This is a genomic window from Streptomyces sp. NPDC088197 (assembly GCF_044741185.1).
Lineage (GTDB): Bacteria > Actinomycetota > Actinomycetes > Streptomycetales > Streptomycetaceae > Actinacidiphila.
This window is the reverse complement of record NZ_JBIUSD010000016.1, coordinates 16,561-39,927: the sequence shown is the minus strand read 5'-3', so window position 1 is coordinate 39,927 and position 23,367 is coordinate 16,561. Positions and strand designations below refer to the sequence as shown.

The window sequence follows — 23,367 nt, the reverse complement described above, 5'->3', positions numbered from 1 at the left end:
CCTGCCGTTCCCTTCCGGTACGGCGGCCCGTGCGGCGGCCCGTACGGCCGGTCATCCACGTGCGCACGCACGAGGGCCCGTACGCGGTGGTGTCGCGTACGGGCCCCGCGGGTGTCGTCGGTTACGCGGAGGGGCGGCCCATCGCGCGGTAGGTCCAGCCGGCCTTGCGCCAGACCGCGGGGTCGAGCGCGTTGCGGCCGTCGAGGATGTGCCGCTCGCGGGCCACGTCGGCGAGGGCGGCGGTGTCCAGCTCGCGGAATTCCCGCCACTCGGTCAGGTGCAGTACGAGGTCGGCGCCGCGGACGGCGTCCAGCGGCGTGGGGGCGTAACGCAGGGTCGGGAAGAGCCGCTTGGCGTTCTCCATGCCCTTCGGGTCGTAGACCGTGACCTGGCCGCCCTGGAGGTGTATCTGGCCCGCCACATTGAGGGCGGGGGAGTCGCGGACGTCGTCGGAGTCCGGCTTGAAGGTAGCGCCCAGCACGGCGATCCGGCGGCCGAGCAGGCTCCCGCCGACCGCCTCGCGGGCCATCTCCACCATGCTGGTGCGGCGCCGCATATTGATGGAGTCGACCTCGCGCAGGAACGTCAGCGCCTGGTCGGCGCCCAGCTCACCGGCGCGCGCCATGAACGCGCGGATGTCCTTGGGCAGACAGCCGCCGCCGAAGCCGATCCCGGCCCTGAGGAATTTGTGGCCGATCCGGTCGTCGTGCCCGATCGCCTCGGCGAGCTTGGCGACATCGCCGCCCGCCGCCTCGCTGACCTCGGCCATGGCGTTGATGAAGGAGATCTTGGTGGCGAGGAAGGCGTTGGCCGCGGTCTTGACGAGTTCGGCCGTCGGGTAGTCCGTGACGATGAACGGCGTGCCTTCTGCGAGCGGTCCGGCGTAAACCTCCCGAAGGAGTGACTCGGCGCGCTCGCTGGTCACGCCGATCACGATCCGGTCCGGGTGCAGCGTGTCCTGCACCGCGAAGCCCTCGCGCAGGAACTCCGGGTTCCACGCCAGCTCCGCGTCCGCGCCCGCCGGGGCCGTCTCGCGCAGCCGCTCCGCCAGCCCGGCCGCGCTGCCCACCGGCACGGTGGACTTGCCGACCACCAGCGCGGGGCGCCGCAGATGCGGGGCCAGCGAGGAGAAGGCGTTCTCCACGTAGCTCATGTCGCAGGCGTACTCGCCGTGCTTCTGCGGGGTGTTCACGCAGACGAAGTGGACGTCGCCGAACTCGGCGACCTCCTCCCAGGAGGTGGTGAAGCGCAGCCGCCCGCTGGAGCCCTCGATCCCGGCCACATGTCTCGCGAGCAGTTCCTCCAGGCCCGGCTCGTACATGGGGACGCGCCCCTGCGACAGCATCTCGATCTTGCTCGGCACGATGTCGAGGCCGAGCACTTCGAAACCGAGCTCGGCCATCGCGGCGGCATGGGTGGCGCCGAGATAACCGGTGCCGATGACGGTGAGCTTCAGAGGCATGCGCAGAGCATAGTAGGGACCGCGCGGACCAAATAGTGGGTGGTCGGGGGGCCGGGGGTCCACAATGCGTGCAGATATCCAAGGGGTGGGTCGAGGGGTGGGGTGCAATCGTGGGTGACGCGAGCGGCAGAGGCGGCGGGACGGACGAGGGGACGGTCCCGACCGGAACGGACGTGACGACGCCGGATCAGCGGCCGGACCGGGGGCCGGACGAGAGGCGGTCGCCGGAACCGGAGGGGATAACGGGGCGGATATCGGGGCGGATATCGGCCGTCAAGCGCGAGCCGGGGTCCGAGCCGGAGCCGGAGTCGGCACTTGAGCCGGATGCGGAGGACGGCCTCGCGCCCGACGGTCCTGACGGCCCCGACAGCCCGGCGCGCACGACCCGGCGGCGCCGCCGTACCCGCCGCGTGCTGTACGCGGCCGTGATCCTGCTCTGCACCGGTGTGCTGCTGGTCGTCGGCACCGCCTACTGGGCCTTCCAGCACTACACCGGCCGCGTCGAGCGCATCCCGAACGCCTTCCCGACCGACGTACCGGCCGCCGCGCAGCCGCAGGCGTCCAAGAGCGGCAGCCAGACCTTCCTGCTGGTCGGCCTGGACGCCAGGTCCGACCTGCCGACCACCGGCAAGAACGCCAAGGCGCCGGAGTGGAAGCCGGGCGCCCAGCGCAGCGACACGATGATGCTCGTGCACCTGCCCGCCGACCACAAACACGCGTACGTCGTCTCGCTGCCGCGCGACTCCTGGGTGAGCATCCCCGGCCACGGCCAGGCGAAGCTGAACGCGGCCTTCTCCTGGGGCGGCCCGCCGCTGCTGATCGACACCGTGCAGCGGCTCACCAAGGTGAAGGTCGACCACCTCGCGGTGATCGACTGGAGCGGCTTCAAGAATCTGACCAACGCGGTCGGCGGCGTGGACATCACCGTCGACAAGACGGTCGACCGCCGCAACGGCCCCGGCGGGGTCTGGACGGCCGGCCCCCACCACATGAACGGCGACGACGCCCTCGACTACGTACGCGAGCGCTACGGCCTGCCGCGCGGCGACCTGGACCGTACGCACCGGCAGCAGAATTTCCTGCGGGCCGTGCTGTCCAAGATGCTCTCCGGCGGCACCTTCTCCAATCCGCTCAAGCTGAAGCGGACCCTGGACCAGGTGACGTCCGTGGTGAGCGTGGACGACAGGCTGTCCAACGGCGATCTGCGCGACCTGGTGTGGAACATGCGCGATGTGCGCTCCTCGGACATGGTGTTCATGAACGCGCCGATCTCCGGCTTCGACACCATCAAGAAGCAGTCCGTGGTGCTGCTGGACGCCAACGGCTCCTCCGAGCTGTGGCAGGCGCTCCGCAACGACACGATGAGCGACTATCTCGCGAACAACACCGTCGACCGGCTCGGCGACAAGGTGTCGTGAGGCGTTGCGGGGCGTCGGAGGGCGTCGTGCGGTGTTCCGCGGGTGTCATGAACGTCACGTAGGTGGCGCCGCGGGCGCGGGCCTAGGATCATTGGGTTACTTAACGGTAGTTAGCGCTGCACTCGGGGAGTGAGACACCTTGGCCGGATCCTCCGACTTCGACCTTTTCCGTACGTCCGAGGAGCACGACATGCTCCGGGACGCGGTCCGCTCCCTCGCGGAGGCGAAGATCGCGCCGTTCGCGGCCGAGGTGGACGAGCAGGGCCGCTTCCCGCAGGAGGCCCGTGACGCGCTGGAGGCCAACGACCTGCACGCGATCCACGTCCCCGAGGCGTACGACGGCCCGGGCGCGGACGCGCTGTCCACGGTCATCGTGATCGAGGAGGTGGCGCGGGTCTGCGCCTCCTCCTCCCTCATCCCCGCGGTCAACAAGCTCGGCTCGCTGCCCGTACAGCTCTCCGGCTCCGAGGAGCTGAAGACGAGGTACCTCGGCGCCCTGGCGCGCAAGGAGGGCATGTTCTCGTACGCGCTGTCCGAGCCCGAGGCCGGCTCGGACGCGGCGGGCATGAAGACCCGCGCGGTACGCGACGGCGACACCTTCGTGCTCAACGGCGTCAAGCGCTGGATCACCAACGCGGGCGTCTCCGAGTTCTACACGGTCATGGCCGTCACCGACCCCGACAAGCGCTCCAAGGGCATCTCCGCGTTCGTGGTCGAGAAGGGCGACGAGGGCGTCTCCTTCGGCGCCCCCGAGAAGAAGCTCGGCATCAAGGGCTCCCCAACCCGCGAGGTCTACTTCGACAACGTCCGCATCCCCGCCGACCGCATGATCGGCGCCGAGGGCACCGGCTTCGCCACCGCGATGAGGACCCTCGACCACACCCGCGTCACCATCGCCGCCCAGGCCATCGGCATCGCCCAGGGCGCCCTCGACTACGCCAAGGGCTACGTCAAGGAGCGCCAGCAGTTCGGCAAGGCCATCGCCGAATTCCAGGGCATCCAGTTCATGCTCGCCGACATGGCCATGAAGCTCGAAGCCGCCCGCCAGCTCACCTACGCCGCCGCCGCCAGGTCAGAACGCGTCTCGGCCGGCGGCAAGGAGGAAGACCTCACCTTCTTCGGCGCCGCCGCCAAGTGCTACGCCTCCGACGTCGCCATGGACATCACCACCGACGCCGTCCAACTCCTCGGCGGCTACGGCTACACCCGCGACTACCCCGTCGAGCGCATGATGCGCGATGCCAAAATCACCCAAATCTACGAGGGCACCAACCAGGTCCAGCGCATCGTGATGGCGCGAAACCTCCCCTAGGGCGGGGGGTGGTGATAGGCGGGTGACGGGGGTGAAGTGGGTGACGGGGGAGGGCGCTTCGGGGGGTTCAGTACAACGATCGGGGGAAGATCGCTATGTCCGACTATCCGGTGTAGTCCGGTGGTTCGGGCGGGGGGGATCGTCACCCGGCGCCGTTTAGCGGGCGGTTTGCGATCAATTGACAAGCGGACGCGGCGGCTTGTAGAGGTTTGAGGGCCACAGATGGCGCGGGAGTTCGATCCCGCCCCTTGTGTGCCCTTTCCGCGCTTGTGATCCGATCCCGTGAAGGGAAGACGTGTCCATATCCCGCCGTACCGCAATCGCGGTGCGTACCATCGGCGTTGCCTCCGCCGCAGCCGCGCTCGCGCTGGGCGTTGCAGGCAACGCGTTCGCTTGCAGCATCTCCGAGTTCTCCGCCCAAGCCTCGTGCGACAACGGCAAGGGCTCGATCGACGTCACCAACAAGGACTACTCCCACACGCTGGTGAACATCACCGTGTCGCAGGGGCAGACCGAGGTCGGTCACCAGGAGAACCTGACCGGGACGCGCCAGGGCGTCACCGTCAACTTCCCGGTCGACTGGTCGCCGTCCACGACGTACACGGTCACCGTCGTGAAGGCTTCCGGCCAGAAGGTCGGCACCACGGACGTGAAGACGCCGGAGACCGCGTGCAAGGTCGACACCCCGACCACGCCCGCGACCGACACGCCGACCACGCCGGCCACCGACACTCCGTCGGACACGCCGACCACGCCGGCGACCGAAACGCCCTCGACGGCCCCGTCCGACACCCCCACCGCGACGCCGAGCACCAGCGGCGCGGCGGCGGTTGACGACACCAACGCTCCCTCGCCCGCGGCCGGTGGCACCACCGACCTGGCCGAGACCGGCGGCGGCAGCAACACGGGCATGATCGCCGGTGTCGCCGGCGCGCTCGTGGTGGTCGGCGGCGGCGCCGTCTACGGCCTGCGTCGTCGTACGGCCGGTGCGCGTCACTAAGGTCACGATCCGGCCAACTACGCGTCGCTGAGGTCTCGTTCGTCACCGGCGTGTATCAATGCAAACCCTGCGCGTACCTGACAGGCAGCAGGCGATACGCTGCGACGCCGTCGTCATCCGACGGCGTCGCGGCAATCGTCCACACACCTGAAGCAGGGGGACCCTTTATGGCCATTCGCAAGTCCACGATGCAGGAGCAGGTGGCTCAGGCCATCGCGGAGATCAACCCGAGCGACCGTCCGATCGCCACGATCCACACGGTCACCGGACCGAGCCCGTGGCTGATCAACTCGCTCGGCCTGATCGCCCAGGCATTCGTGAAGTACTACTTCGTCACGGTCACCGAGCAGGCCGTGGTCTTCCACAAGGCGGGCCGCATGAGCTCCCGCCCGAAGGAGCTCGTCGCCGCGATACCGCGCGCCGAGGCCGCGGGCCTGGTGTCCGAGGTCAAGCGGAACGCCCTGTGGAGCTCGCTGAAGTTCCAGCTCCCCGGTGAGCCCAAGCCGACCCGGCTGAACGTGGCCCGTTACTGGCGCACCGAGCTCGACCAGTGGGTGCCCGCCGTGACCGGAGCCCCGGCCGCCGTCTGAGCCCGAGGCGTCCAGCCCGAGGCATCTGAGCCCGAGGCGTCAGACCCCGAGGTGTCAGACCTTCGAGGATCAGACCCCGAGGCAGCAGACTCCGTACCGTCACCAAAGGCCCCGGCCCCCGCAGCGACGATTCGCCGCGGGGGCCGGGGCCTTCGGTGTGTGCCGTCCCGTCGGTGCCCGCCCGGTACCTACTTGGTGGCGGTCACCTTCTGGTCGTTCTTCAGCTCGTCGAAGAGCGTCTTCGCCTTCGTCATGTCCCACTTCACGGCGTCGCCGTCATTGGGCGTCATGTAGTTGGCGTTGCCGATCGGGACCGTGACGGAGTTGCCGTCGCCGCCCGTGACGCCCTTCATGGCCCAGAACATCGAGGCCAGGTTCATCAGGCTCATCTTCTTGTCGACGATGAGCGTGTCGAGCCCGGAGCCGATCACCGGGTAGAGCTTGAACGGGTTGAGGATCGTCGTCGGCGAGGCCGCCTGGTGGGCCAGCGTCGACAGGAACTTCTGCTGGTTGCGCATCCGGCCGAGGTCCTGGTCGGCCTCCTGGTGCCGCTGCCGGACGAAGGCCAGCGACTGCTTGCCGTTGAGCTTCTGGCAGCCCGCCGCGAAGTCGGCGCCCGATGCCTTGTCCTTCAGCGGCTTGTCCAGGCACATGTTGACGCCGCCGAGCGCGTTCACCAGGTTCACGAACCCGGAGAAGCCGATCTCCGCGTAGTGGTCGATGTGCAGGCCGGTGTTGTACTCGATGGTGCGGGTCAGCAGCTCGGGGCCGCCGTCGGAGTACGCGCGGTTCAGCTTGTGCGTGGAGGCCGCGTACCGCTTGCCCGACTTCTGGCCGGTGAAGGCCGGGATCGTGACGTACGAGTCGCGCGGCAGGCTCATCATGGTGGTCCCGTTGCCGCCGGTGTGCAGGATCATCATGGAGTCGGTGCGCTGGCCGTCCGCGGCGCCGGTGTGCAGGTCCTTCTCGTCCTGCTTGGTCAGCCCCTCACGGCTGTCCGAACCGACGATCAGATAGTTGGTGCCCTTGCCCGTCGGCGGGCGGTCCTCGACCTTGCTCAGGTCGACCTCGCGGCGCACCTTGGAGTCGGCCCAGAAGTACGTGGAGACGGACACCACCAGCAGCGCCACGACCAGACCGAGCGCCGTGATGCCGATCTTCTTGCGGGTGCTCCAGCGGGGCCTGCGGGGGCCGGTGGCGGTCCCGCCGGGCGGGGGCGGGCCGAAGCCGCCTCCGCCCTGGCCGCCTCGGCCGGGGCCCGCGGGTCCCGCGGGGCCGGGACGTCGGACGGGCTGCGGCGGTACCCCGCCCGCCGCGGCGGCGGCCCGGCGCGGCGACAGTTCAGGGGGCAGCGGCGGCTCGGCGCCGCGGCGCTGCTCGGTGTCATCGCTCCAACCGTTCATGGTGGAAAGTGTGCCCGGCCTCGGGCGACGACCGGGAATCCACGGCGGTTCTGTAGCAGACCCGATGCATTCGGCCACCGGCCGCGACCGTTTCGCAACGGACATAAGGTTGCTGTCATGATCGATCGCCCCACCCCCGAGAGCCCGGCAGTCCCCGAGAGCCCAGCCGCCCCCGAAACCCCGGCCATGCCTGAGGCCCTGGCGGCGCCTGAGGCCCTGGGGGCACCTGAGGCCCTGGCCACGTCCGACGTCCCCGCTCCCGACGGCGCGGCGCTCCCGGGCAAGCCGACCTCGGCGTCCCGCATCACGCTCTCGCACATCATGAGCGCGCACGACACCAATCTGCTGGGCACCGTCCACGGCGGCGTCGTCATGAAGCTGGTGGACGACGCGGCGGGCGCCGTCGCGGGACGGCACTCGGGCGGCCCCGCCGTCACTGGCGCGATGGACGAGATGATCTTCCTCGAACCGGTCAGGGTCGGTGACCTCCTCGCCGTGAAGGCCCAGGTCAACTGGACCGGCCGCACCTCCATGGAGGTCGGCGTCCGCGTCATGGCCGAGCGCTGGAACGAGTCGGGCGTCGCCAAGCAGGTCGCCAGCGCCTACCTCGTCTTCGTCGCGGTCGACGTCGAGGGCAAGCCCCGGCACGTACCGCCCGTCCTGCCCGAGACCGACCGCGACCGCCGCCGCTGGCAGGAGGCCCAGATCCGCCGCACCCACCGCCTGGCCCGCCGCCGCGCGATCGTGGAGCTGCGCCGCCGCCGCGCGGCCGAGGGCCTGGACGACCAGGGCGTGTCCTGAACGGTTCGGAAAGACGGCCGGGGGCCCCGGGGACGCACCCCGAGACCCCCGGCCGTCCGGCCCTCAGGCCGTTGAGCAGCCGATCCGGTCAGCAGCGGATCAGTTGAGCAGCCGGTCAGTTGAGCAACCGGTCCGATCAGCACCCCATCCGATCAGCGTCAGGTCCGGTCAGCGCCTCATCCGGTCAGCGCCCGGTCCGATCGGCACCTCCTCCGGTCAGCACCCGACCTCGTCACCCGTCAGCGCGGAGTCCATCGTCCCCGACGCCCCGCCGTCGTCCGCCGTCACCGGCGTGACCGCCTTGTAGTCGGAGCCGAGGACCACCTTCATCGTCTTGCCCTGGCCGGGCACGGCCACCAGCTCGGAGCCGGGCAGCGCGGTGGCGAGGGACTGCGCGGAGCGGTCCCAACGGGGGTCGTAGCGGATCACGGTCCGCGCGCTGGGGTGCTCGGACGTCCCGGGGGTGCCGACGGTCGCGAAACCGGTGGCGGCCAGCGCCTTCTGCGCGGCGGCGGCCAGCCCGCTGGTGTCGGTGCCGTTCTGGACCGAGACCCTGATGGTCGCGGGGTCCACGTCCACCTTGACGCCCTTGTGCTTCCTGGCCGTCTTGTGGTGCACCGCCAGCGGCCGGTCCGCGCGGATCGCCGCCCACATCTTCCCGGCCTTGGCGGTGTCCCACTTCACGGTGGAGCCGACGCCCGGGACGGAGTAGTCCGTGTCGCTCAGCGGCACGGAGCCGAACTCCGACGAGCTGGCCGTGAGGCCCTTCATGCCCTCCGCGAGCGCGATCAGGTCACCCGCCTTGAGGTTCTGGTCGGCGCGCACCGACCCGAGCACGGTCGAGGCGACCCGGCTCAGCTCCAGCGGGTTGGCCAGCGTCCCGCCGCTGGTGATCTTGTGGATGACCTGGGCCACGAACCGCTGCTGCCGCTGCATCCGCCCCAGATCCGCCGCCGCGTCCAGATGCCGGGCGCGTACGTACTGGAGCGCCTGTCCGCCGTCCAGCTTCGTGGTGCCGACCGGCAGGTCGAGGCCGGTGTAAGAGTCCTTCAGCGGGCGCGTCGTGCAGACCGGGACGCCGCCGATGACGTCGACCGTCTTCATGAAGCTCGTGAAGTCGACCTCCAGGTAGTGGTCGATGTGCACACCGGTGATCTGCTCGACGGTACGGACGGTCAGCTTCGGGCCGCCGTCCGCGTACGCCTGGTTGATCTTCGCCGGGTGGGTGTCCGCCTGGACCTCGGCGGCGGGCGCGGCACCCGCCGTACCGGAGGCCGTGCCGGACGGCGTGGCCGGGGGCGTGGCGGACGGCGTGCCGGGCGGTGACGCGCTCGCCGGAGGGGACCCGGAGGACGACGCGTCCGCCGACGGCTGGTCCGGCAGACGTACGTACGTATCGCGCGGGATGCTCACGATGCTCGCGTGCGAACGGTCCTCCGACAGGTGCACCAGCATGATCGTGTCGGTGCAGTGACAGGGCGCGCCGCCCAGGTGGTACGCCTTCCTCGTCGCCGGGTCCAGGCCGTCGCGGCCGTCCGTGCCGACCAGCAGGAAGTTGGTGCCCTTGGACCCGTCGGGACGCCCCTCCATCCCGCCGAAGGCGTCCACCCGGTCGATCGCGCCGCTGACCCCGTTCAGCACGGCGTGGCCCACCCCGCTCGCGGTGATGATCAGCAGGGCCAGGCCGCCGATGATCCGGGTGCTCCAGCGGATCGGCGGACGTCGGCGCGCGGGGGGCACTCGGGTGGGCGGCACACGGGTGGGCGGCACAGGGAATCCCTCCGTGCGGTGACAGGGGCGTGCGGACCCGTTCAGGCTAGGGACAAATAGGACAGTAGGTCTTGACCCCACGCGCTGGGGTCCCCCATTAGCGGTAACGTTTGCCGCGATGAACGCCGCCGCTCCTGACCCCGCCACCCGTGCCGCCGCGCCGCAGAACCCCGCGCCCCCGGCAGTCTCCGTGATCATGCCGGTGCTCAACGAGGAGCGCCATCTGCGCGACTCGGTGCGGCACATCCTGGAGCAGGACTATCCGGGCGAGCTGGAGGTCGTCATCGCGCTGGGCCCGTCCACGGACGGTACGGACGCGATCGCCGCCGAGCTGACCGCCGCCGACCCGCGGGTCCACACGGTGCCCAACCCCACCGGCCGCACCCCCGCCGCGCTCAACGCGGCGATCAAGGCGTCCCGGCACCCGGTCGTCGTACGCGTCGACGGGCACGGCATGCTCTCGCCCGACTACATCGCCACCGCCGTCCGCCTCCTCGACGAGACGGGCGCGGCGAACGTCGGCGGCATCATGCACGCCGAGGGCGAGAACGACTGGGAGCGCGCGGTCGCCGCCGCCATGACGTCGAAGATCGGCGTCGGCAACGCGGCCTTCCACACCGGAGGCGCCGCCGCCCCCGCCGACACTGTCTACCTCGGCGTCTTCCGCCGCGAGGTGCTGGAGCGGCAGGACGGCTACAACGTGGAGTTCATCCGCGCCCAGGACTGGGAGCTGAACTACCGCATCCGCGAGGCCGGCCACCTCATCTGGTTCTCGCCCGAACTGCGCGTCTCCTACCGGCCGCGCCCCACTGTGCGCGCGCTCGCCAAGCAGTACAAGGACTACGGCCGCTGGCGCCGCGTCGTCACCCGCTACCACCGCGGCTCGGTCAACCTGCGCTACCTGGCCGCCCCCGTCGCCCTGTTCGCCAACGCGGCGGGCATCGTCGTCGGCGCGGCCGTCACCCCGTGGGCGCTGCTGGTGCCCGCCGCGTACGTGGCCGCCATCACCGTCGGCTCGCTCCCGGCGGGCCGCGGCCTGTCCTTCGGCGCCCGGCTGCGTATCCCGCTCGCCCTGGCCACCATGCACATGTGCTGGGGCTACGGCTTCCTCACCAGCCCGCGCTCGCTGGCCCGCCGGGTGATCGCCAGCCGCCGCCCCGCGGTGCGCGACGGGGAGCCGCGCCAGCCGGGACAGCACGACGGACACCAGGGCCAGCAGGACGGGCAGGGCCAGCAGGACGGCCAGCAGACGGAGACGGCCCGCGCGGAGGCGTGAGCCGCTCCCCGCGCGGGCCGGTCGTACCGCCTGCCGGTCCCGCCCTCTCCCACCCGCGTCCTACCAGCGGTAGATCGGCAGCACCTCCATGCAGCCGGTCGTGTCCGCGCCGTTCACCGCCTCCGCCGTCGTCGGCACGGAACCGCTCTTCGGCAGCGTCTTGCTGAAGTCCGTACCGGTCTTCCAGTCCGCGCCGATGGTCAAGGTGATGGTGTCGACGTCCGCGGACGCCTTCACATTGCCCGCCGGGATCTTCAGCGCCTTGCCCACCGCCGTGGCGTCGGCCTTGCCCTGGTCACCGCTGCTCGTCGGATACGTCAGGGAGGTGCCGGGGCTCGGCTTGGTCTGCTGGCTCGCCTCCGCCTTGGTGAAGCCCGCGGTCTTGAGCGTGGTGGCGATACCGCCCGCGCGGTTCGGCGTGGCCACGCCGTCCGAGGTGCCCGCGGTGCCGTTGACCACGGAGACCGCGATGGTGTCGGAGGCCGCGGCGGCCGGGCCCTGCGGCGCGGTCGTGGCCGGTGTCGTGGCGGGCGCCCCGCTCGCCGGGGTCTTCGCCTTGCCGTTGCCGTCCATCGCCACGTCGTTGCGCAGCAGCGACCAGACCTGGGGCGCGTCCGCCGACGGGATGTAGTGCGCCAGCGGGGCCTTCGGGTCCGCGTCGTGCGGCATCGTCAGCATCGTGATGCGGTCCGACGGCACGGTCTTGAGCTGCATGCCCAGGTCGTACAGCTTCTTCGGGGTGCCGATCTCCTTGGAGACCTCGAACGCCTCCATCGCGGTGGTCGCGATCTTGTTGAGCTTGCCCGGGTCGGTGAAGAGGTTCTGGCTGCGCAACTGCCGGATCAGCGCGCTCATGTACATGTGCTGCGCCTTGGCCCGCGCGGCGTCGCTGCCCCAGGCGTGCCGGGTCCGCAGCCACTTCAGCGCGGTCTCGCCGTAGATCTTCTGCTTGCCCGCCTTGAGGTGCAGGTGCGAGCCGCCGGGCTGGGCCGGGGTCGAGTGGTCGTCCACATTCTGCTTCACGCAGACCTCGACGCCGCCGACGACGTCGGCCATCTTCACCACACCGGAGAAGTCGATGGTCAGCCAGTGGTCGATGTAGACGCCGGTCAGATTCTGCACGGTGGCCAGAGTGCAGCCCGCGCCGCCGCGGCCGAGCGACGCGTTGATGATGTCGTTGACCGGCGCGAACTTCTCGTGCGTCTTGGGGTCGGTGCACGCCGGGATGTTGACGCGGGTGTCGCGCGGGATGCTGACCACGGACATGTTGCTGCGGTCCGCGGACAGGTGCGCGATCATGATCACGTCGGCGCGGGCGGCGTCGCCCACGGTGTTCTTGGCGCCGCCGAGCTTCAAATCCTCGGGGTCGTTGCGGCTGTCGGAGCCCAGGATGAGGATGTTCATCGCCGTCTTGCCGGCGGCGTTGGCCTTCGTCTTCGCCACGGTCGAGCTGCCGCTGACGCGCTCGCCCTTGCGGATCTTGCCCGCCAGGTACTCGTAGTAGCCGTAGGCCGCGCCCGCCGAGCCGAGCACCGCGACCGCCGCGCCGATGGACACCCACTTCAGGACCCTGCGCTTACGGCTCTTCGTGCGCCGCCGTGAGCCGCCGCGCCGGTGACCGCCACCGCCCGCCGCGCCGCGCTGGCCCGGTATTCGCTCGGGTGGCTCCTGCCCGCCGTCGGAAGAGGCGGGGTCGGCGTCCGGTCCCGCGCCGGAGCCCGCGCCGTCGTCGCCGCCGGAGTCCGTACCTGATGGCGCGCCGGGCGCGTAGGCGCGGGCGTCGTCCCGGTACAGGCTCTCGTCCCATCCCCGGTGGTCCGGGTTGGGTGCCGTACCGAAGCCGTTCCCTCCCACTGTCCCGTCGCGCATCCCGAACCTCCCTGTGGCGCGCATCGTCATCACGGTGACCGGCCGCGCGCCTTCGCGCGGGGTGTACGGACGGTGCACGCCGACGCGCCGCCCTACCCGGGTCATACTGGGTCGCCCCACTGTCAGACGGCTGTGAGCGGCGAGGAGTTGCACCCGGAGATCGTCAATTAGCGGACGCCGGGACTCCGGCGCCCGCCCGGATCACGTCAGAGGGTGACGGAGGTCACGGCGGTCACCGCATTCGCCGTATTGACCGCATTCACCGCGTTTACGGTATTCACCGCGTTCATCGCGTGTGCGACATCCGTGACCTCACTTCACGCACGCCGTGTCGGCGGCCTCGGTCTTCGGGAGGTCCGAGGGAGCCGCGGTGGGCGGGCCGATCGGGGTGCCGGGCGCCGTGAAGTCCTTGCCGAGGGTCAGCTTCATGTACGCGAGCGGCGCCGCGTCCGTCGTGCCCTGCTTCAGCGCGGAGGCGGGCAGCCCCATCATCGCGGCCAGCGAACGCGCCTGGTCGGCCTGGTTCGGCGCGTACTCCAGGACGGTCCTGGCGGTGGCGGGCGCGTTGCCGCCGTTCGCCGAGCGGTTGACGCCCTGGGTGTTCTGGAGCCAGTTGACGGTGCTCTGCGCCGCGCCGAAGGTCCCGCTGCCGTTGAGCACATTGACGCGGGTGTCGTGCGGGGTCGCCTTCGGCCCGTTCAGCCGGGGGTCGGGCGTGGCGGACGGCTTCTTCACCGCGGTCAGCGACACGTCGTTCTTGATCAGCGCGAAGAGCTGCGGGGCCTTGACCGGGTCGACGACGACGGTGGCGTGCACCTTCTCGTTCGGGTTGTCGAGCACCGGCAGGGTGGTGAAGCTGATGTGCTTCTCGTCCACCTCGCTGAGGTCCTTGGCCAGGCTGGTGAGCTTGCTCACGCTGCCGATCGCGCTGTCCACGGTGAGCGCCTTGGTGGCCGCGTCCGCCAGCGTGAACAGCTTCTTCGGGTTGGTCAGCGTGCCGCTCGACTTGATCTTCCGGATCATCGCGCTCAGGAAGTTCTGCTGGAGCTTGATCCGGTCCAGGTCGCTCTGGTTCTTGAGCGCGTGCCGGGTCCTTACGAACTCCAGCGCCGTCTCGCCCTGGATGTTGTGCGGTCCCGCGCTCAGGTTCAGATGGGACTTCGGGTCGACCAGCGGCCGGGCGAGGCAGACGTCGACACCGCCGACGGCCGTCGACAGGGCCTTCACCGCCTCGAAGTTGACCATCATGAAGTGGTCGATCGGCAGCCCCGTCATCGCCGTCACCGCGCGCATGGTGCAGCCGGGGTCGCGGCCGTCCACGCCCAGGCTCTCGTTGAACTTGGGCGTGGTGAGCTGCGCGGGCGTGCCCGGAACCGTCTTGGTGCTGCCGTCCTTCTGCTTCGTCGGGCAGTCGGGGATGGAGGTGACGATGTCGCGGGGGATGCTCATCGCGGTCGCGTTGCTGCGGTCGGCAGACACATGGAAGAGGATCGTGGTGTCCGCGTGGCCGACGCTGCCCGCGTCGCCGTACTTCTTGCCGAGGCCGACCCGGCTGTCCGTGCCGATCACCAGGACGTTCATCGGACCGGTGTGCGTGACGTCCTTGCTGCCCGCGTTGCCGACGTCCACCGTCGTGATGTTGTTGTTGAAGTGCTGGTAGACGAGGTAGCCGCCGACGCCGACCGCCACCAGCACGAAGCTCACCGTGCCCGCGGTCCACAACAGGACCTTCTTCTTACGGGACTTCTTGGTCCTCGCCTTGCGACGGCTGGTCGGCGTGGACACGTCGGCCGAGCCGCCCCCCAGTCGCGCCGAGCCGGTGGTGGAGGTCGTGGCACCGGTCCTGGCCGCGAGGCGGGCCGCGCGCCGGCCGCCGGGGGGCGGGGCGGGGCTGTCCGTCGGGCCGGTCCCGGCCCCGGTCGCGTCGTCGTCCCCTGCGGTAGGAGCTGAGTCGCGCCCTTGGCCGCGCCCGGCGTCCCGCGGTGCGGGGGAGGCGTCGCGATGACCGCTCTGCCCCGGCACGGTGGGCCTCGGCGCCGCGTCCGGCTCCAGCCGCAACTGGTACGTACCGGTCGCCGGGTCCAGGACCCACTGGTCCGCCGGGTCGATGTTCCTACGGCCTTGCGTGTCCACGGTCGCTCGGGTCCTCCATCCGGGATCGGCCGGATCGCTCACACTAGCCCCACAGTTCAGCGCCGATGCGCGCCCGTGACAAATCGAGCGCCCCTACAACCGGACAAAGCTGCCGATCCCGCCTGCCGACCAGGTGGACTCTTTAGCGGGATTTCACCCGCTCTTGCCACAGATGTCGCGGTCCGCGGTCGTCCCGCGGTACGTGGGGCCCGTGGGGGTGGTCGTGGGCGTGGCCGTAGAGGTCGAGCCCGCGGACGGGGTGCCGGGCGTACGCGTACCGCCCGCGCTGTCACCGCCGCCGTCTCCGCTGTCCGGTGCCTTGTCCGACACGTTCACCGGCCGGTCGTCGCGCAGCGTCTTGAAGAGGGTGTCGGCGGCGGGCTGGACGAGCTGGTCGCGGTTGATGTCGTTGACGTACTGCTCGCGCGGCACGGTCAGGAAGTGCACGTTCCCGGTCGGTATCTGCTGGAGGCTGTGCGCGAGGGTGTACAGCTCGCTCAGCGAGTCCAGGCCGGGGTCGGCGGTCAGCGACGAGGTGGCGGCCGACAGCAGCGGGTAGAGCTTGGTCGGGTTCAGCAGCACGCCGTTGCTGCTCACCTTCTTCAACAGCGAGGCGAGGAACGCCTGTTGGCGGTCCATCCGCATGGTGTCGCTGCCGTCGCCGATGCCGTGCCGGGCGCGTACGTATCCCAGCGCCTGCTCGCCGTTGAGCGTCTGCCGTCCCGCGGGCAGGTCGAGGTGCGCGTACGTGTCGTGCACCGGCTCGGCCAGGCACACATCGACACCGTTCACCGCCCCGACCATCTTCTTGAAGCCGTTGAAGTCCACGATCAGGTGATGGTCGACGCGGATGCCGGTCATCTTCTCGACCGTACGGATGGTGCAGGCCGCGCCGCCCGACTCGAACGCCCAGTTGAACTGCTCGAACCGCTCGTGGTCCTCCTTGCCGCTCGGCAGGGTGCAACGCGGCACGTGCGTCATCAGGTCACGCGGGAGGCTGACGGCGGTGGCGCTCTTCCGGTCGGCGGATATGTGCAGCAGGATCGTGGTGTCCGAGCGCTGAGTGCCGCTGTCCTGGCCGTACTTGCTGTTGCCGTTCCCGCGGTTGTCCGAGCCGATCAGCAGGATGTTCTGGGCCTCCGTCGGGCCCTGCGTGGGGCGCTCGGAGGCGTGCACCTTCAGGTCGTTCTCGGTCGCGGTGTCGGTCGTGATGTTGCCGTTGAGCCGCTGGTAGAGGTACCAGCCGGTGCCCGCGCAGGCCAGTACGAGTACGGCGGTGCACAGGGCGACGACCTTCAGCCAGCGCCAGTTCTTGGGGTTGGCGGGCTCCTCCGCCGGGGCGGCGGCGGGGCCTTCGACCGGCGGCGTATCCGTCTCCGTATCGGCAGCCGGCTCCGCGGCCTTTTCCGTATCGGCGCCCGGTTCCGTCCCCGCGTCCGCGTCCGCTTCGGTCTCGGCCTCTGGTTCTGCCTCAGCCTCGGCTTCGGTCTCGGTCTCGGCCTCTGCCTCTGGTTCTGCTTCCGCTTCGGTCGTCGGCTCGGCGGGCTCGTCCGACCGCGCCTTCTGTGTGCCGGACGCGTCGTCGGAGCCGTCGGAGGCGGGGGGAACGGAGTCACCCTGCGGAGGCTCTGCTGGCGTGGTCACGTCGGGGCCCGTCTCTCGGAAGTCGCCGGTTACCGGGGACAGGCTTGCGATTACCCGCCCGGCATTCGTTCAGACAGCCGAATACGGTGGTTGGTTGCCTGGGTACCCGAAATCCACAGACAGCTGTTGACGAGCTGTGACGGAAGTGACGACAGGGGCGTCCGGCGAGGCCGGGGCACGTGACCGCTACAGAGATACGGTGACGCGCTCGGCGTCCTTCCGCTTGGCCAACTGCTCCTCGGGCAGCCGGTCGAGGTGGCGGCAGAGCACCACGGAGGCGTCGGCGGCGAGCGGCGCGAGCAGCCCGGCCGCGAGCCCGTCCCACGTGTCGAAGGACAGCGGCGACAGCAGCCGTCCGCCGCGGCCGAGCCCGAGCGCGGCGGCCGACGCGCGCGCCTTGGCGACGACCTCGGACGCGGTCAGCACACCCCCGCCGTCCGGCAGTACGAGCGCGGGCGCGTCCGGGCCGACCGGCGCGTAGGGCGCGAAACGGTCGCCCTGGCTCGGCACCTCCACCGCGTAGTCGACGAAGCCCGCGGGCGGCTGCGGGAAGCGTCCGCCCAGCGGCCGGAGCGCGAGCGCGACCCGCTCGCCGCCGCAGGCCCGCGCCGCGTCCAGGGTGTCCGGGCCGCTGACCACCAGGTCGGCACCGGCCGGATCGCCGCCGGGCGCCACGACGACGCCCGCCGAGAAACCGGCCAGCACCCACACGGCCGTCTGCCAGTGCGCGGGCAGCAGCAGCGCCAGCCGGTCGCCGGGCTGCGCGCCCAACTCGTCCTGGAGCAGATTCGCGGTCTTCGCCACCCAGTTCCCGAAGGTCGCCACCGACAACTCGACGCGTTCACCCGTCGCGTCGTCGTAGAAGGTGACCAGCGGGCGGCCCGGATCACCGCGCAGCGCGGCGTCGAGCAGCCCGGCGGGAGTCGCGGGGCCCTGGGGCGTGCGGGGCGTGTCGGGCGTGTTGGCGGTCGGCGTCACGCGTGTCAGGCTACCCCCAGCGATCACGACGGCCTGTGCCCGTACGGGTACGGGGGCCGGTTCCCCGTGCGGCCGTCGCGGGTGGCGTCCCCGCCCGACTCGGCTCGTCCGAGTCGGCCCGTCCGACTCGGCTCGTCCGTACGGGTGTCAGTGTGGCGGCGCGGCCGACTGTCCGTCAGTTCGTGAATACTCATCTTTACGGCTTATGTCACTATGCTTGCCATGCGAGCACACCCCGCCTCCGCCGTCAGCGCGGAGCGCCCCGTGGAGAGCCCCGTGGAGAGCCCTGCGGCAACCGAAGCGATCCTCCTGGTCGGGGGCAAGGGCACCCGGCTCAGGCCGCTGACCGTGCACACCCCGAAGCCGATGGTCCCGGCGGCCGGAGTCCCGTTCCTCACCCACCAGCTCGCGCGCGCCAGGGCCGCCGGGGTCGAGCACGTGGTGCTCGCCACCTCCTACCTCGCCGAGGTCTTCGAACCGCACTTCGGCGACGGCTCGGCGCTCGGCCTGCACCTCGAATACGTCACCGAGACCGAGCCGCTGGGCACCGGCGGAGCCATCCGCAACGTCGCCCACCGGCTGCGCTCCGCGCCCGGCGACCCCGTCCTGGTCCTCAACGGCGACATCCTCACCGGCCTCGACTTCCCCGCCCTCGTCGGCACCCACCGCGCCACCGGCGCCGACATCTCGCTGCACCTGACCAAGGTCGCCGACCCGCGCGCCTTCGGCCTCGTCCCCACCGACGCCGACGGCCGCGTCACGGCCTTCCTGGAGAAGCCGCAGACGCCGGAGGAGATCGTCACCGACCAGATCAACGCGGGGTGTTACGTCTTCACCCGCTCGGTCATCGACACCATTCCGGCCGGGCGGCCGGTCTCCGTCGAACGCGAGACCTTCCCCGACCTGCTCGCCGCCGGCGCCCACCTCCAGGGCATGGTCGACTCCACCTACTGGCTCGACCTCGGCACCCCGCAGGCGTTCGTCCGCGGCTCCGCCGACCTCGTGCTCGGCCACGCGCCGTCCCCCGCCGTCGCGGGCCTCGGCGGCGACCACCTCGTCCTGACCGGCGCCCATGTCGCCGCCGACGCCAAGCTCTCCGGCGGCACCTGTGTCTCCACGGGCGCCGTCATCGGGGCCGGCGCCCGCGTCGACGGCAGCACCGTGCTGTCCGGCGCCACCGTCGAGCCCGGCGCCGTCGTTCGCGACTCGCTCGTCGGCATCGGCGCCGTCATCGGCGCCCGCACGGTCCTCGACGGCGCCGTCGTGGGCGACGGCGCGCACATCGGCCCCGACAACGAACTGCGCGACGGCGTCCGGATCTGGTGCGGAGCCCGCATTCCGGCGGGCGCGGTGCGGTTCTCGTCGGACCAGTAGGGCGGGGTGCTCGGCTTTACGGGGGCGGGGCGGCGGGTGCGTCGGAGGGGGCGGATACGCTCGCCGGGTGCCTTTCCCGCGACCCCGACCCGCCTCCACCACCGCCACCGCCGCTTGCGCGGCGTCGGTGTCATCGGCGGCTCCCGCGGCTCCGCGTACCCGGTCCTGGTCGCCTTCCGGGCCGCTCGACATCCGGCTCACCCTCAACCCGCTCTGCCGCGGTTACGGCGACCCCGCCTTCCGGATCGACCCGGACGGCACCGTCTGGCGGGCCAGCCGCACGCCCGACGGCGCGGGCACCCTCCGCCTGACCGGAAGTCCCGCCACGATCGAGGCCCACGCGTGGGGACCCGGCGGCCAGTGGCTGCTCGACGCGCTGCCCGCGCTGCTCGGCGCCGACGACGATCCGGCCGCGTTCACGCCCCGGCACCGGCTCGTGCACGCCGCGCACCGGCGCCACCCCGGTCTGCGGCTGACCCGTACCGGGCTCGTCCTCGAATCGCTGATCCCCTCCATCCTGGAACAGAAGGTCACCACCACCGAGGCGTACTGGGCCTGGCGGCTTCTGCTCCACCGCCACGGGGAGGCCGCGCCGGGGCCGGCGGGCGCCGAGCGCATGCGCGTCATGCCCGACGCGCGGGGGTGGGCCCTGGTCCCGTCCTGGGACTGGCACCGGGCGGGGGTCGACAACAAGCGCGCCTCCACCGTCCTGCGGGCCGTCCGGGCCGCCTCCTCGCTCGAAGGGCTCACCGCCCTTCCACCCGGCGAGGCGGCCACGCGGCTCCAGACGGTGCCCGGGATCGGGCCCTGGACGGCTGCCGAGACGCTTCAGCGCAGTCATGGGGCCGCCGATGCCGTGACGGTCGGGGACCTGCACCTGCCGCATCGGGTCGGGTACGCCCTCACGGGGGAGCGCCGCTCTTCCGATGAGGTCATGCTCGGTCTTCTCGCCCCCTACGCGGGGCAGCGGCACCGTGCCGCCCGCCTCATCCTCCTCAACTCTCCCGCCCCGCCCCGCCGCGCCCCCCGCCTGGCCCCCAACCCTCCTGGCCGCTAGCCCTCTTGCCCTTTGTCTTTTCCCGCCCGCCCACCCGTGCGGGTGTTTTGTCGTCTGCGGGTGCCGCTTGTGCCTGGTCGGTGCCGGTCCGGGGCACCTCCTCGAAATGCGGCTACCTGGTCTCCTGTATCCGGTGCCCTTCTTGTCACCGCATTTCTGCGGGGGCACCCCGGCCCGTCCCCTCCCGGTCCGTCGGCGTCCGCCCGCCGGTGGGGGTTGCCGGGGAGGGTAAGGGGTCTTTCCGGCGTGCCGCCCTGCGCCGGTGCCCCCTCCCGGTGAGTCGGAATGCTCGGGCCCTTCCTCCAAGAGCCCCACAAAACCCCTGCGGCGAGCCCCACACCCGCCCTGAGGACCAGGTGACCGCTTAACCCCCCAGCCCCCCCACCCCCTCCGGCGGCCGTCAGGTTGCGGGCCCGAGCCGAACCGTCAAACCCCGCAAGACCCGGGCCCCGCCCCCTTCACCCGAACGAGGAGCCGGGCGGTGCATGGCCCACCCCCCGGCCCCCCTGTCCAGCCCACCCGCCCGGACGGCCGCTGGCGGAGACGCCCGGGCCCCAACCCGAATCCTTTCGTCCCCGGCTGGACGTCGGGCGTGCAGGGGCCGGGGCTCCCACCCCCCTCCCAGCACCCCCACCGGCGGCCGGACGCCGACGTACCGGAGCCCCCCCGCCAGCACCCTCACCGGACCGTCGGACGCCGACGTACCGGAGCCCACCCACGCCCGCCCCGGCACCACGGCGGACCGTCGGCCGTCCCCGCACCTCGGCCCACCCCCCTCTCCCGGCCACCCCCACCGGCGGGTGGACGCCGACGTATCGGGAGGGGACGGGCCGGGGTGCCCCCGCAGAAATGCGGTGACAAGAAGGGTGCCGAATGAGCAAGGCCAGGTAGCCGCATTTCGAGGAGGTGCCCCGGACCGGCACCGACCCAGGCACAAGCGGCACCCGCAGACGACAACACACCCGCACGGGTGGGCGGGCGGGCAAAGACACCCCCCCGGAGGGGGCTCAGCGAACGGCGATGAAGGCGGCGGAATCGCGAGCCGGCCGAACGGCCGGCGCGGCGGCCGGCCGCCCAATGGCCACGGCCCCCATGGGATCCCAATCGGCGGGAAGCCGAAGGACGTCGCGGACGACGTCACGGCAGAACATCGTCGAGGAAACCCACGCGGAGCCAAGCCCCTCCCCGGCAAGCGCCACAAGAAAGTTCTCGACGGCCGCCCCCACCGCCACCACGAACATCTCCCGCTCCGCGGCCCCCCGCCGCGCATCCGGATAGGCGTGAGCCCCGTCGGCGACAAGGCACGGCACGACGAGATAAGGAGCGCGCCGCAGCACGTCCCCCCGCCGAAGCCGCCGTGCCACGGACTCCTCGGAGAAACCGTCGCGCCGCAGGTCCGCCGCCCAGGCGTCCCGCATGGCGTCGAGCAACCGCTCCCGTGTCTCGGCCGACTCCAGGAGAACGAACCGCCACGGAGTGGTGTGGTGGGGGGCGGGCGCGGTGACGGCGAGCGCGACGGCACGTCGAACGGCGGCGGGGTCGACCGCGTCGTCGGTGAACTCCCGTACCGTCCGCCGCAGCGAGACGGCCTCGCGTACGGCCTCGGAGGTGCCGAGCCGGAACATGTCGTTGGCGGCGGCCCGCACAAGAGGCCGCGCGCCGGAATCGTCGCCGTCGGCGAGAGCGCCCTCGGCGGCGACGACCTCGCCGAGCCCCCGTACGACGGCCACCGGCAACCCCCCGACCTTCCCCTTGACCAGGTCCCCGGCGGCGGCCAACTCGTCCCCGGTGGCGGTCACCGTCACGGACATGAGGTTGCCGTGGCTGTCGAGACCGCCGCGGAGGTCGTCCAGGACGCGGACCCCGGCGGCGCCGATGGCGACGTCGGTGAGACCTTCGCGCCAGGGCCGCCCGAAGGTGTCGGTGACGATGACGCCGACGCGTACGCCGAGGATCTCGCGGAGGCCGTCCCGGACGCGCCGGGCGGAGGCGTCGGGGTCCTCGGGGAGCAGAAGGATGGTTCCCGCCGCGGTGTTGGAGGCGTCGACGCCCGCCGCGGCCATGACGAAGCCGTGCCGGGTCTCGACGATGCGGGTGGGTCCGCGGCGGGCGACGAGGCGTACGGCCTCGGCGTCGATGGCGGCCTCGCGGTCGTCGGCGTTGACGATCCGGCCCTCGGCCTTGCTGACGATCTTGGAGGTGACCAGCAGGACATCGCCGTCGGCGAGTTCGGTCCCGGTGGCGGCGATGAGCTTGGCGATGTCGGCGCCCGGCTGCACCTCGCCGATGCCGGGGACGGCGAACACCTCGTAGCGGGGCGCGTTCATGCCCGTACCTCCTCGGCGAGCGTCAGCGCCTCCCTGGCCATCTGGGCCGTGGCCTCGGGGCCGTCCATGAGCAGCGGGATGGCCCGGCAGCGGATTCCGGCGGCCTCGACCTCGGGGACGGCGGCGGCGTCCACGGTGTCGACCAGCCAGCCGTCGAGCAGCCCGGAGCCGTAGTGCGCGGCGACGGCCGCGGCCGTCGACTCGACCCCGACGGCGGCCAGCACCTTGTCGGCCATGCCGCGCACGGGGGCGTCGCCGATGAGGGGGGAGAGGCCGACGACCGGCACCCCGGCCTCGGCGATGGCCTCGCGGATGCCGGGCACGGCGAGGATGGTGCCGATGCTGACGACGGGGTTGGACGGCGGGAAGACGATGACGTCCGCCTCGCCGATCGCCTCCAGGACGCCGGGCGCGGGCTTGGCGCCCTCCGCGCCGACCGGCACGACGGCGTGCGCGGGGACGGAGGCGCGCAGCCGTACCCAGTACTCCTGGAAGTGAACGGCCTTGCGCTCGCCGTCGATCTCGACCAGCACGTGGGTCTCGATCCGGTCGTCGGACATCGGGATGAGCCGCACGCCGGGCTTCCAGCGGGCGCACAGCGCTTCGGTGACGGCGCTGAGCGGGTAGCCCGCGCCGATCATCTGTGTGCGCACGATGTGGGTGGCGAAGTCCCGGTCGCCGAGACCGAACCACTCGGGGCCCACGCCGTACGCGGCGAGTTCCTCCTTGACCGCGAAGGTCTCCTCGGCCCGCCCCCAGCCCTGCTCCTCGTGGATGCCGCCGCCGAGGGTGTACATCACGGTGTCGAGGTCGGGGCAGACCTTCAAACCGAACAGATGGATGTCGTCTCCGGTGTTGCCGATGACGGTGATCTCCGCCTCCGGCGCCGCTGCCTTCAGGCCGCGCAGAAAGCGCGCCCCTCCAATACCTCCGGCCAGAACCACGATTCGCAT

At 71.5% G+C, this 23,367-nt stretch carries 16 protein-coding genes and 1 pseudogene; 8 read left to right on the top strand and 9 right to left on the bottom strand.

Features of this window, described 5'->3' with window-relative positions:
* Positions 1-121: 121 nt before the first annotated feature.
* On the bottom strand, positions 122-1,462 hold the full coding sequence (locus ACIOC1_RS29440; RefSeq protein ID WP_355350043.1) for a UDP-glucose/GDP-mannose dehydrogenase family protein: 1,341 nt from the start codon (positions 1,460-1,462) through the stop codon (positions 122-124).
* Positions 1,463-1,635: 173 nt separating this feature from the next.
* Here ACIOC1_RS29440 and ACIOC1_RS29435 point away from each other — a divergent pair, with 173 nt between their 5' ends.
* The 4 genes from ACIOC1_RS29435 to ACIOC1_RS29420 all read left to right on the top strand — a co-directional run bounded on the left by ACIOC1_RS29435 (position 1,636) and on the right by ACIOC1_RS29420 (position 5,782).
* Positions 1,636-2,880: an LCP family protein gene (locus ACIOC1_RS29435; RefSeq protein ID WP_401856951.1), complete on the top strand. Its 1,245-nt coding sequence runs from the start codon at positions 1,636-1,638 to the stop codon at positions 2,878-2,880.
* A 139-nt stretch (positions 2,881-3,019) separates the two neighbouring features.
* Entirely contained in the window at positions 3,020-4,192 is a 1,173-nt protein-coding gene (locus ACIOC1_RS29430) for an acyl-CoA dehydrogenase family protein (protein ID WP_355350037.1), read from the top strand.
* Between the two features lie 295 nt (positions 4,193-4,487).
* A complete protein-coding gene (locus ACIOC1_RS29425) occupies positions 4,488-5,192 on the top strand; it encodes an LAETG motif-containing sortase-dependent surface protein (protein ID WP_355350034.1) in 705 nt (234 codons plus the stop codon).
* Positions 5,193-5,359: 167 nt separating this feature from the next.
* Positions 5,360-5,782 carry a hypothetical protein gene (locus ACIOC1_RS29420; RefSeq protein WP_355350031.1) on the top strand — a complete coding sequence of 141 codons (423 nt, stop codon included), beginning with the start codon at positions 5,360-5,362 and terminating at the stop codon, positions 5,780-5,782.
* Positions 5,783-5,970: 188 nt separating this feature from the next.
* Here ACIOC1_RS29420 and ACIOC1_RS29415 read toward each other — a convergent pair whose 3' ends face one another.
* The gene (locus ACIOC1_RS29415) at positions 5,971-7,185 is read right to left on the bottom strand and encodes an LCP family protein (protein ID WP_355350028.1); all 1,215 of its coding nucleotides are present in this window, start codon (positions 7,183-7,185) and stop codon (positions 5,971-5,973) included.
* A gap of 321 nt (positions 7,186-7,506) precedes the next feature.
* Between ACIOC1_RS29415 and ACIOC1_RS29410 the strand changes: the two genes are divergently transcribed.
* On the top strand, positions 7,507-7,986 hold the full coding sequence (locus ACIOC1_RS29410; RefSeq protein WP_391051690.1) for a hotdog domain-containing protein: 480 nt from the start codon (positions 7,507-7,509) through the stop codon (positions 7,984-7,986).
* 216 nt (positions 7,987-8,202) lie between these two features.
* On the opposite strand, the gene ACIOC1_RS29405 is transcribed toward ACIOC1_RS29410, so the two are convergent.
* Entirely contained in the window at positions 8,203-9,756 is a 1,554-nt protein-coding gene (locus tag ACIOC1_RS29405) for an LCP family protein (RefSeq protein ID WP_401856948.1), read from the bottom strand.
* Positions 9,757-9,874: 118 nt separating this feature from the next.
* Here ACIOC1_RS29405 and ACIOC1_RS29400 point away from each other — a divergent pair.
* Positions 9,875-10,921, top strand: a pseudogene (locus ACIOC1_RS29400) (glycosyltransferase family 2 protein); the annotation flags it as partial.
* A 171-nt stretch (positions 10,922-11,092) separates the two neighbouring features.
* Here ACIOC1_RS29400 and ACIOC1_RS29395 read toward each other — a convergent pair.
* The 4 genes from ACIOC1_RS29395 to ACIOC1_RS29380 all read right to left on the bottom strand — a co-directional run bounded on the left by ACIOC1_RS29395 (position 11,093) and on the right by ACIOC1_RS29380 (position 17,656).
* Entirely contained in the window at positions 11,093-12,901 is a 1,809-nt protein-coding gene (locus ACIOC1_RS29395; protein WP_401856946.1) for an LCP family protein, read from the bottom strand.
* Between the two features lie 312 nt (positions 12,902-13,213).
* Positions 13,214-15,034, bottom strand: coding sequence for an LCP family protein (locus ACIOC1_RS29390; RefSeq protein WP_401856944.1), 1,821 nt, complete (start codon positions 15,032-15,034; stop codon positions 13,214-13,216).
* Between the two features lie 153 nt (positions 15,035-15,187).
* Positions 15,188-16,678 carry an LCP family protein gene (locus tag ACIOC1_RS29385; RefSeq protein WP_401856942.1) on the bottom strand — a complete coding sequence of 497 codons (1,491 nt, stop codon included), beginning with the start codon at positions 16,676-16,678 and terminating at the stop codon, positions 15,188-15,190.
* Between the two features lie 186 nt (positions 16,679-16,864).
* Entirely contained in the window at positions 16,865-17,656 is a 792-nt protein-coding gene (locus ACIOC1_RS29380) for a TIGR03089 family protein (protein WP_391162243.1), read from the bottom strand.
* Between the two features lie 222 nt (positions 17,657-17,878).
* Here ACIOC1_RS29380 and ACIOC1_RS29375 point away from each other — a divergent pair, with 222 nt between their 5' ends.
* Entirely contained in the window at positions 17,879-19,030 is a 1,152-nt protein-coding gene (locus ACIOC1_RS29375; RefSeq protein WP_401856940.1) for a sugar phosphate nucleotidyltransferase, read from the top strand.
* 67 nt (positions 19,031-19,097) lie between these two features.
* Positions 19,098-20,087 carry a DNA-3-methyladenine glycosylase family protein gene (locus ACIOC1_RS29370; protein ID WP_401856938.1) on the top strand — a complete coding sequence of 330 codons (990 nt, stop codon included), beginning with the start codon at positions 19,098-19,100 and terminating at the stop codon, positions 20,085-20,087.
* 1,007 nt (positions 20,088-21,094) lie between these two features.
* Here ACIOC1_RS29370 and ACIOC1_RS29365 read toward each other — a convergent pair.
* A complete protein-coding gene (locus tag ACIOC1_RS29365; RefSeq protein ID WP_391052906.1) occupies positions 21,095-22,414 on the bottom strand; it encodes a coenzyme F420-0:L-glutamate ligase in 1,320 nt (439 codons plus the stop codon).
* A complete protein-coding gene (gene cofD, locus ACIOC1_RS29360; protein ID WP_355350057.1) occupies positions 22,411-23,367 on the bottom strand; it encodes a 2-phospho-L-lactate transferase in 957 nt (318 codons plus the stop codon). The genes ACIOC1_RS29365 and cofD overlap by 4 nt, the downstream gene beginning before the upstream one ends.

What these genes read in the sequence shown, in the direction of transcription:
- ACIOC1_RS29440 (WP_355350043.1), bottom strand. Translation starts at nt 1,462, where the DNA reads ATGCCTCTGAAGCTCACCGTCATCGGCACCGGTTATCTCGGCGCCACC.
- ACIOC1_RS29410 (WP_391051690.1), top strand. Translation starts at nt 7,507, where the DNA reads ATGAGCGCGCACGACACCAATCTGCTGGGCACCGTCCACGGCGGCGTC.
- ACIOC1_RS29375 (WP_401856940.1), top strand. Translation starts at nt 17,879, where the DNA reads ATGCGAGCACACCCCGCCTCCGCCGTCAGCGCGGAGCGCCCCGTGGAG.
- ACIOC1_RS29395 (WP_401856946.1), bottom strand. Translation starts at nt 12,901, where the DNA reads ATGCGCGACGGGACAGTGGGAGGGAACGGCTTCGGTACGGCACCCAAC.
- ACIOC1_RS29365 (WP_391052906.1), bottom strand. Translation starts at nt 22,414, where the DNA reads ATGAACGCGCCCCGCTACGAGGTGTTCGCCGTCCCCGGCATCGGCGAG.
- cofD (WP_355350057.1), bottom strand. Translation starts at nt 23,367, where the DNA reads ATGCGAATCGTGGTTCTGGCCGGAGGTATTGGAGGGGCGCGCTTTCTG.
- ACIOC1_RS29420 (WP_355350031.1), top strand. Translation starts at nt 5,360, where the DNA reads ATGGCCATTCGCAAGTCCACGATGCAGGAGCAGGTGGCTCAGGCCATC.
- ACIOC1_RS29415 (WP_355350028.1), bottom strand. Translation starts at nt 7,185, where the DNA reads ATGAACGGTTGGAGCGATGACACCGAGCAGCGCCGCGGCGCCGAGCCG.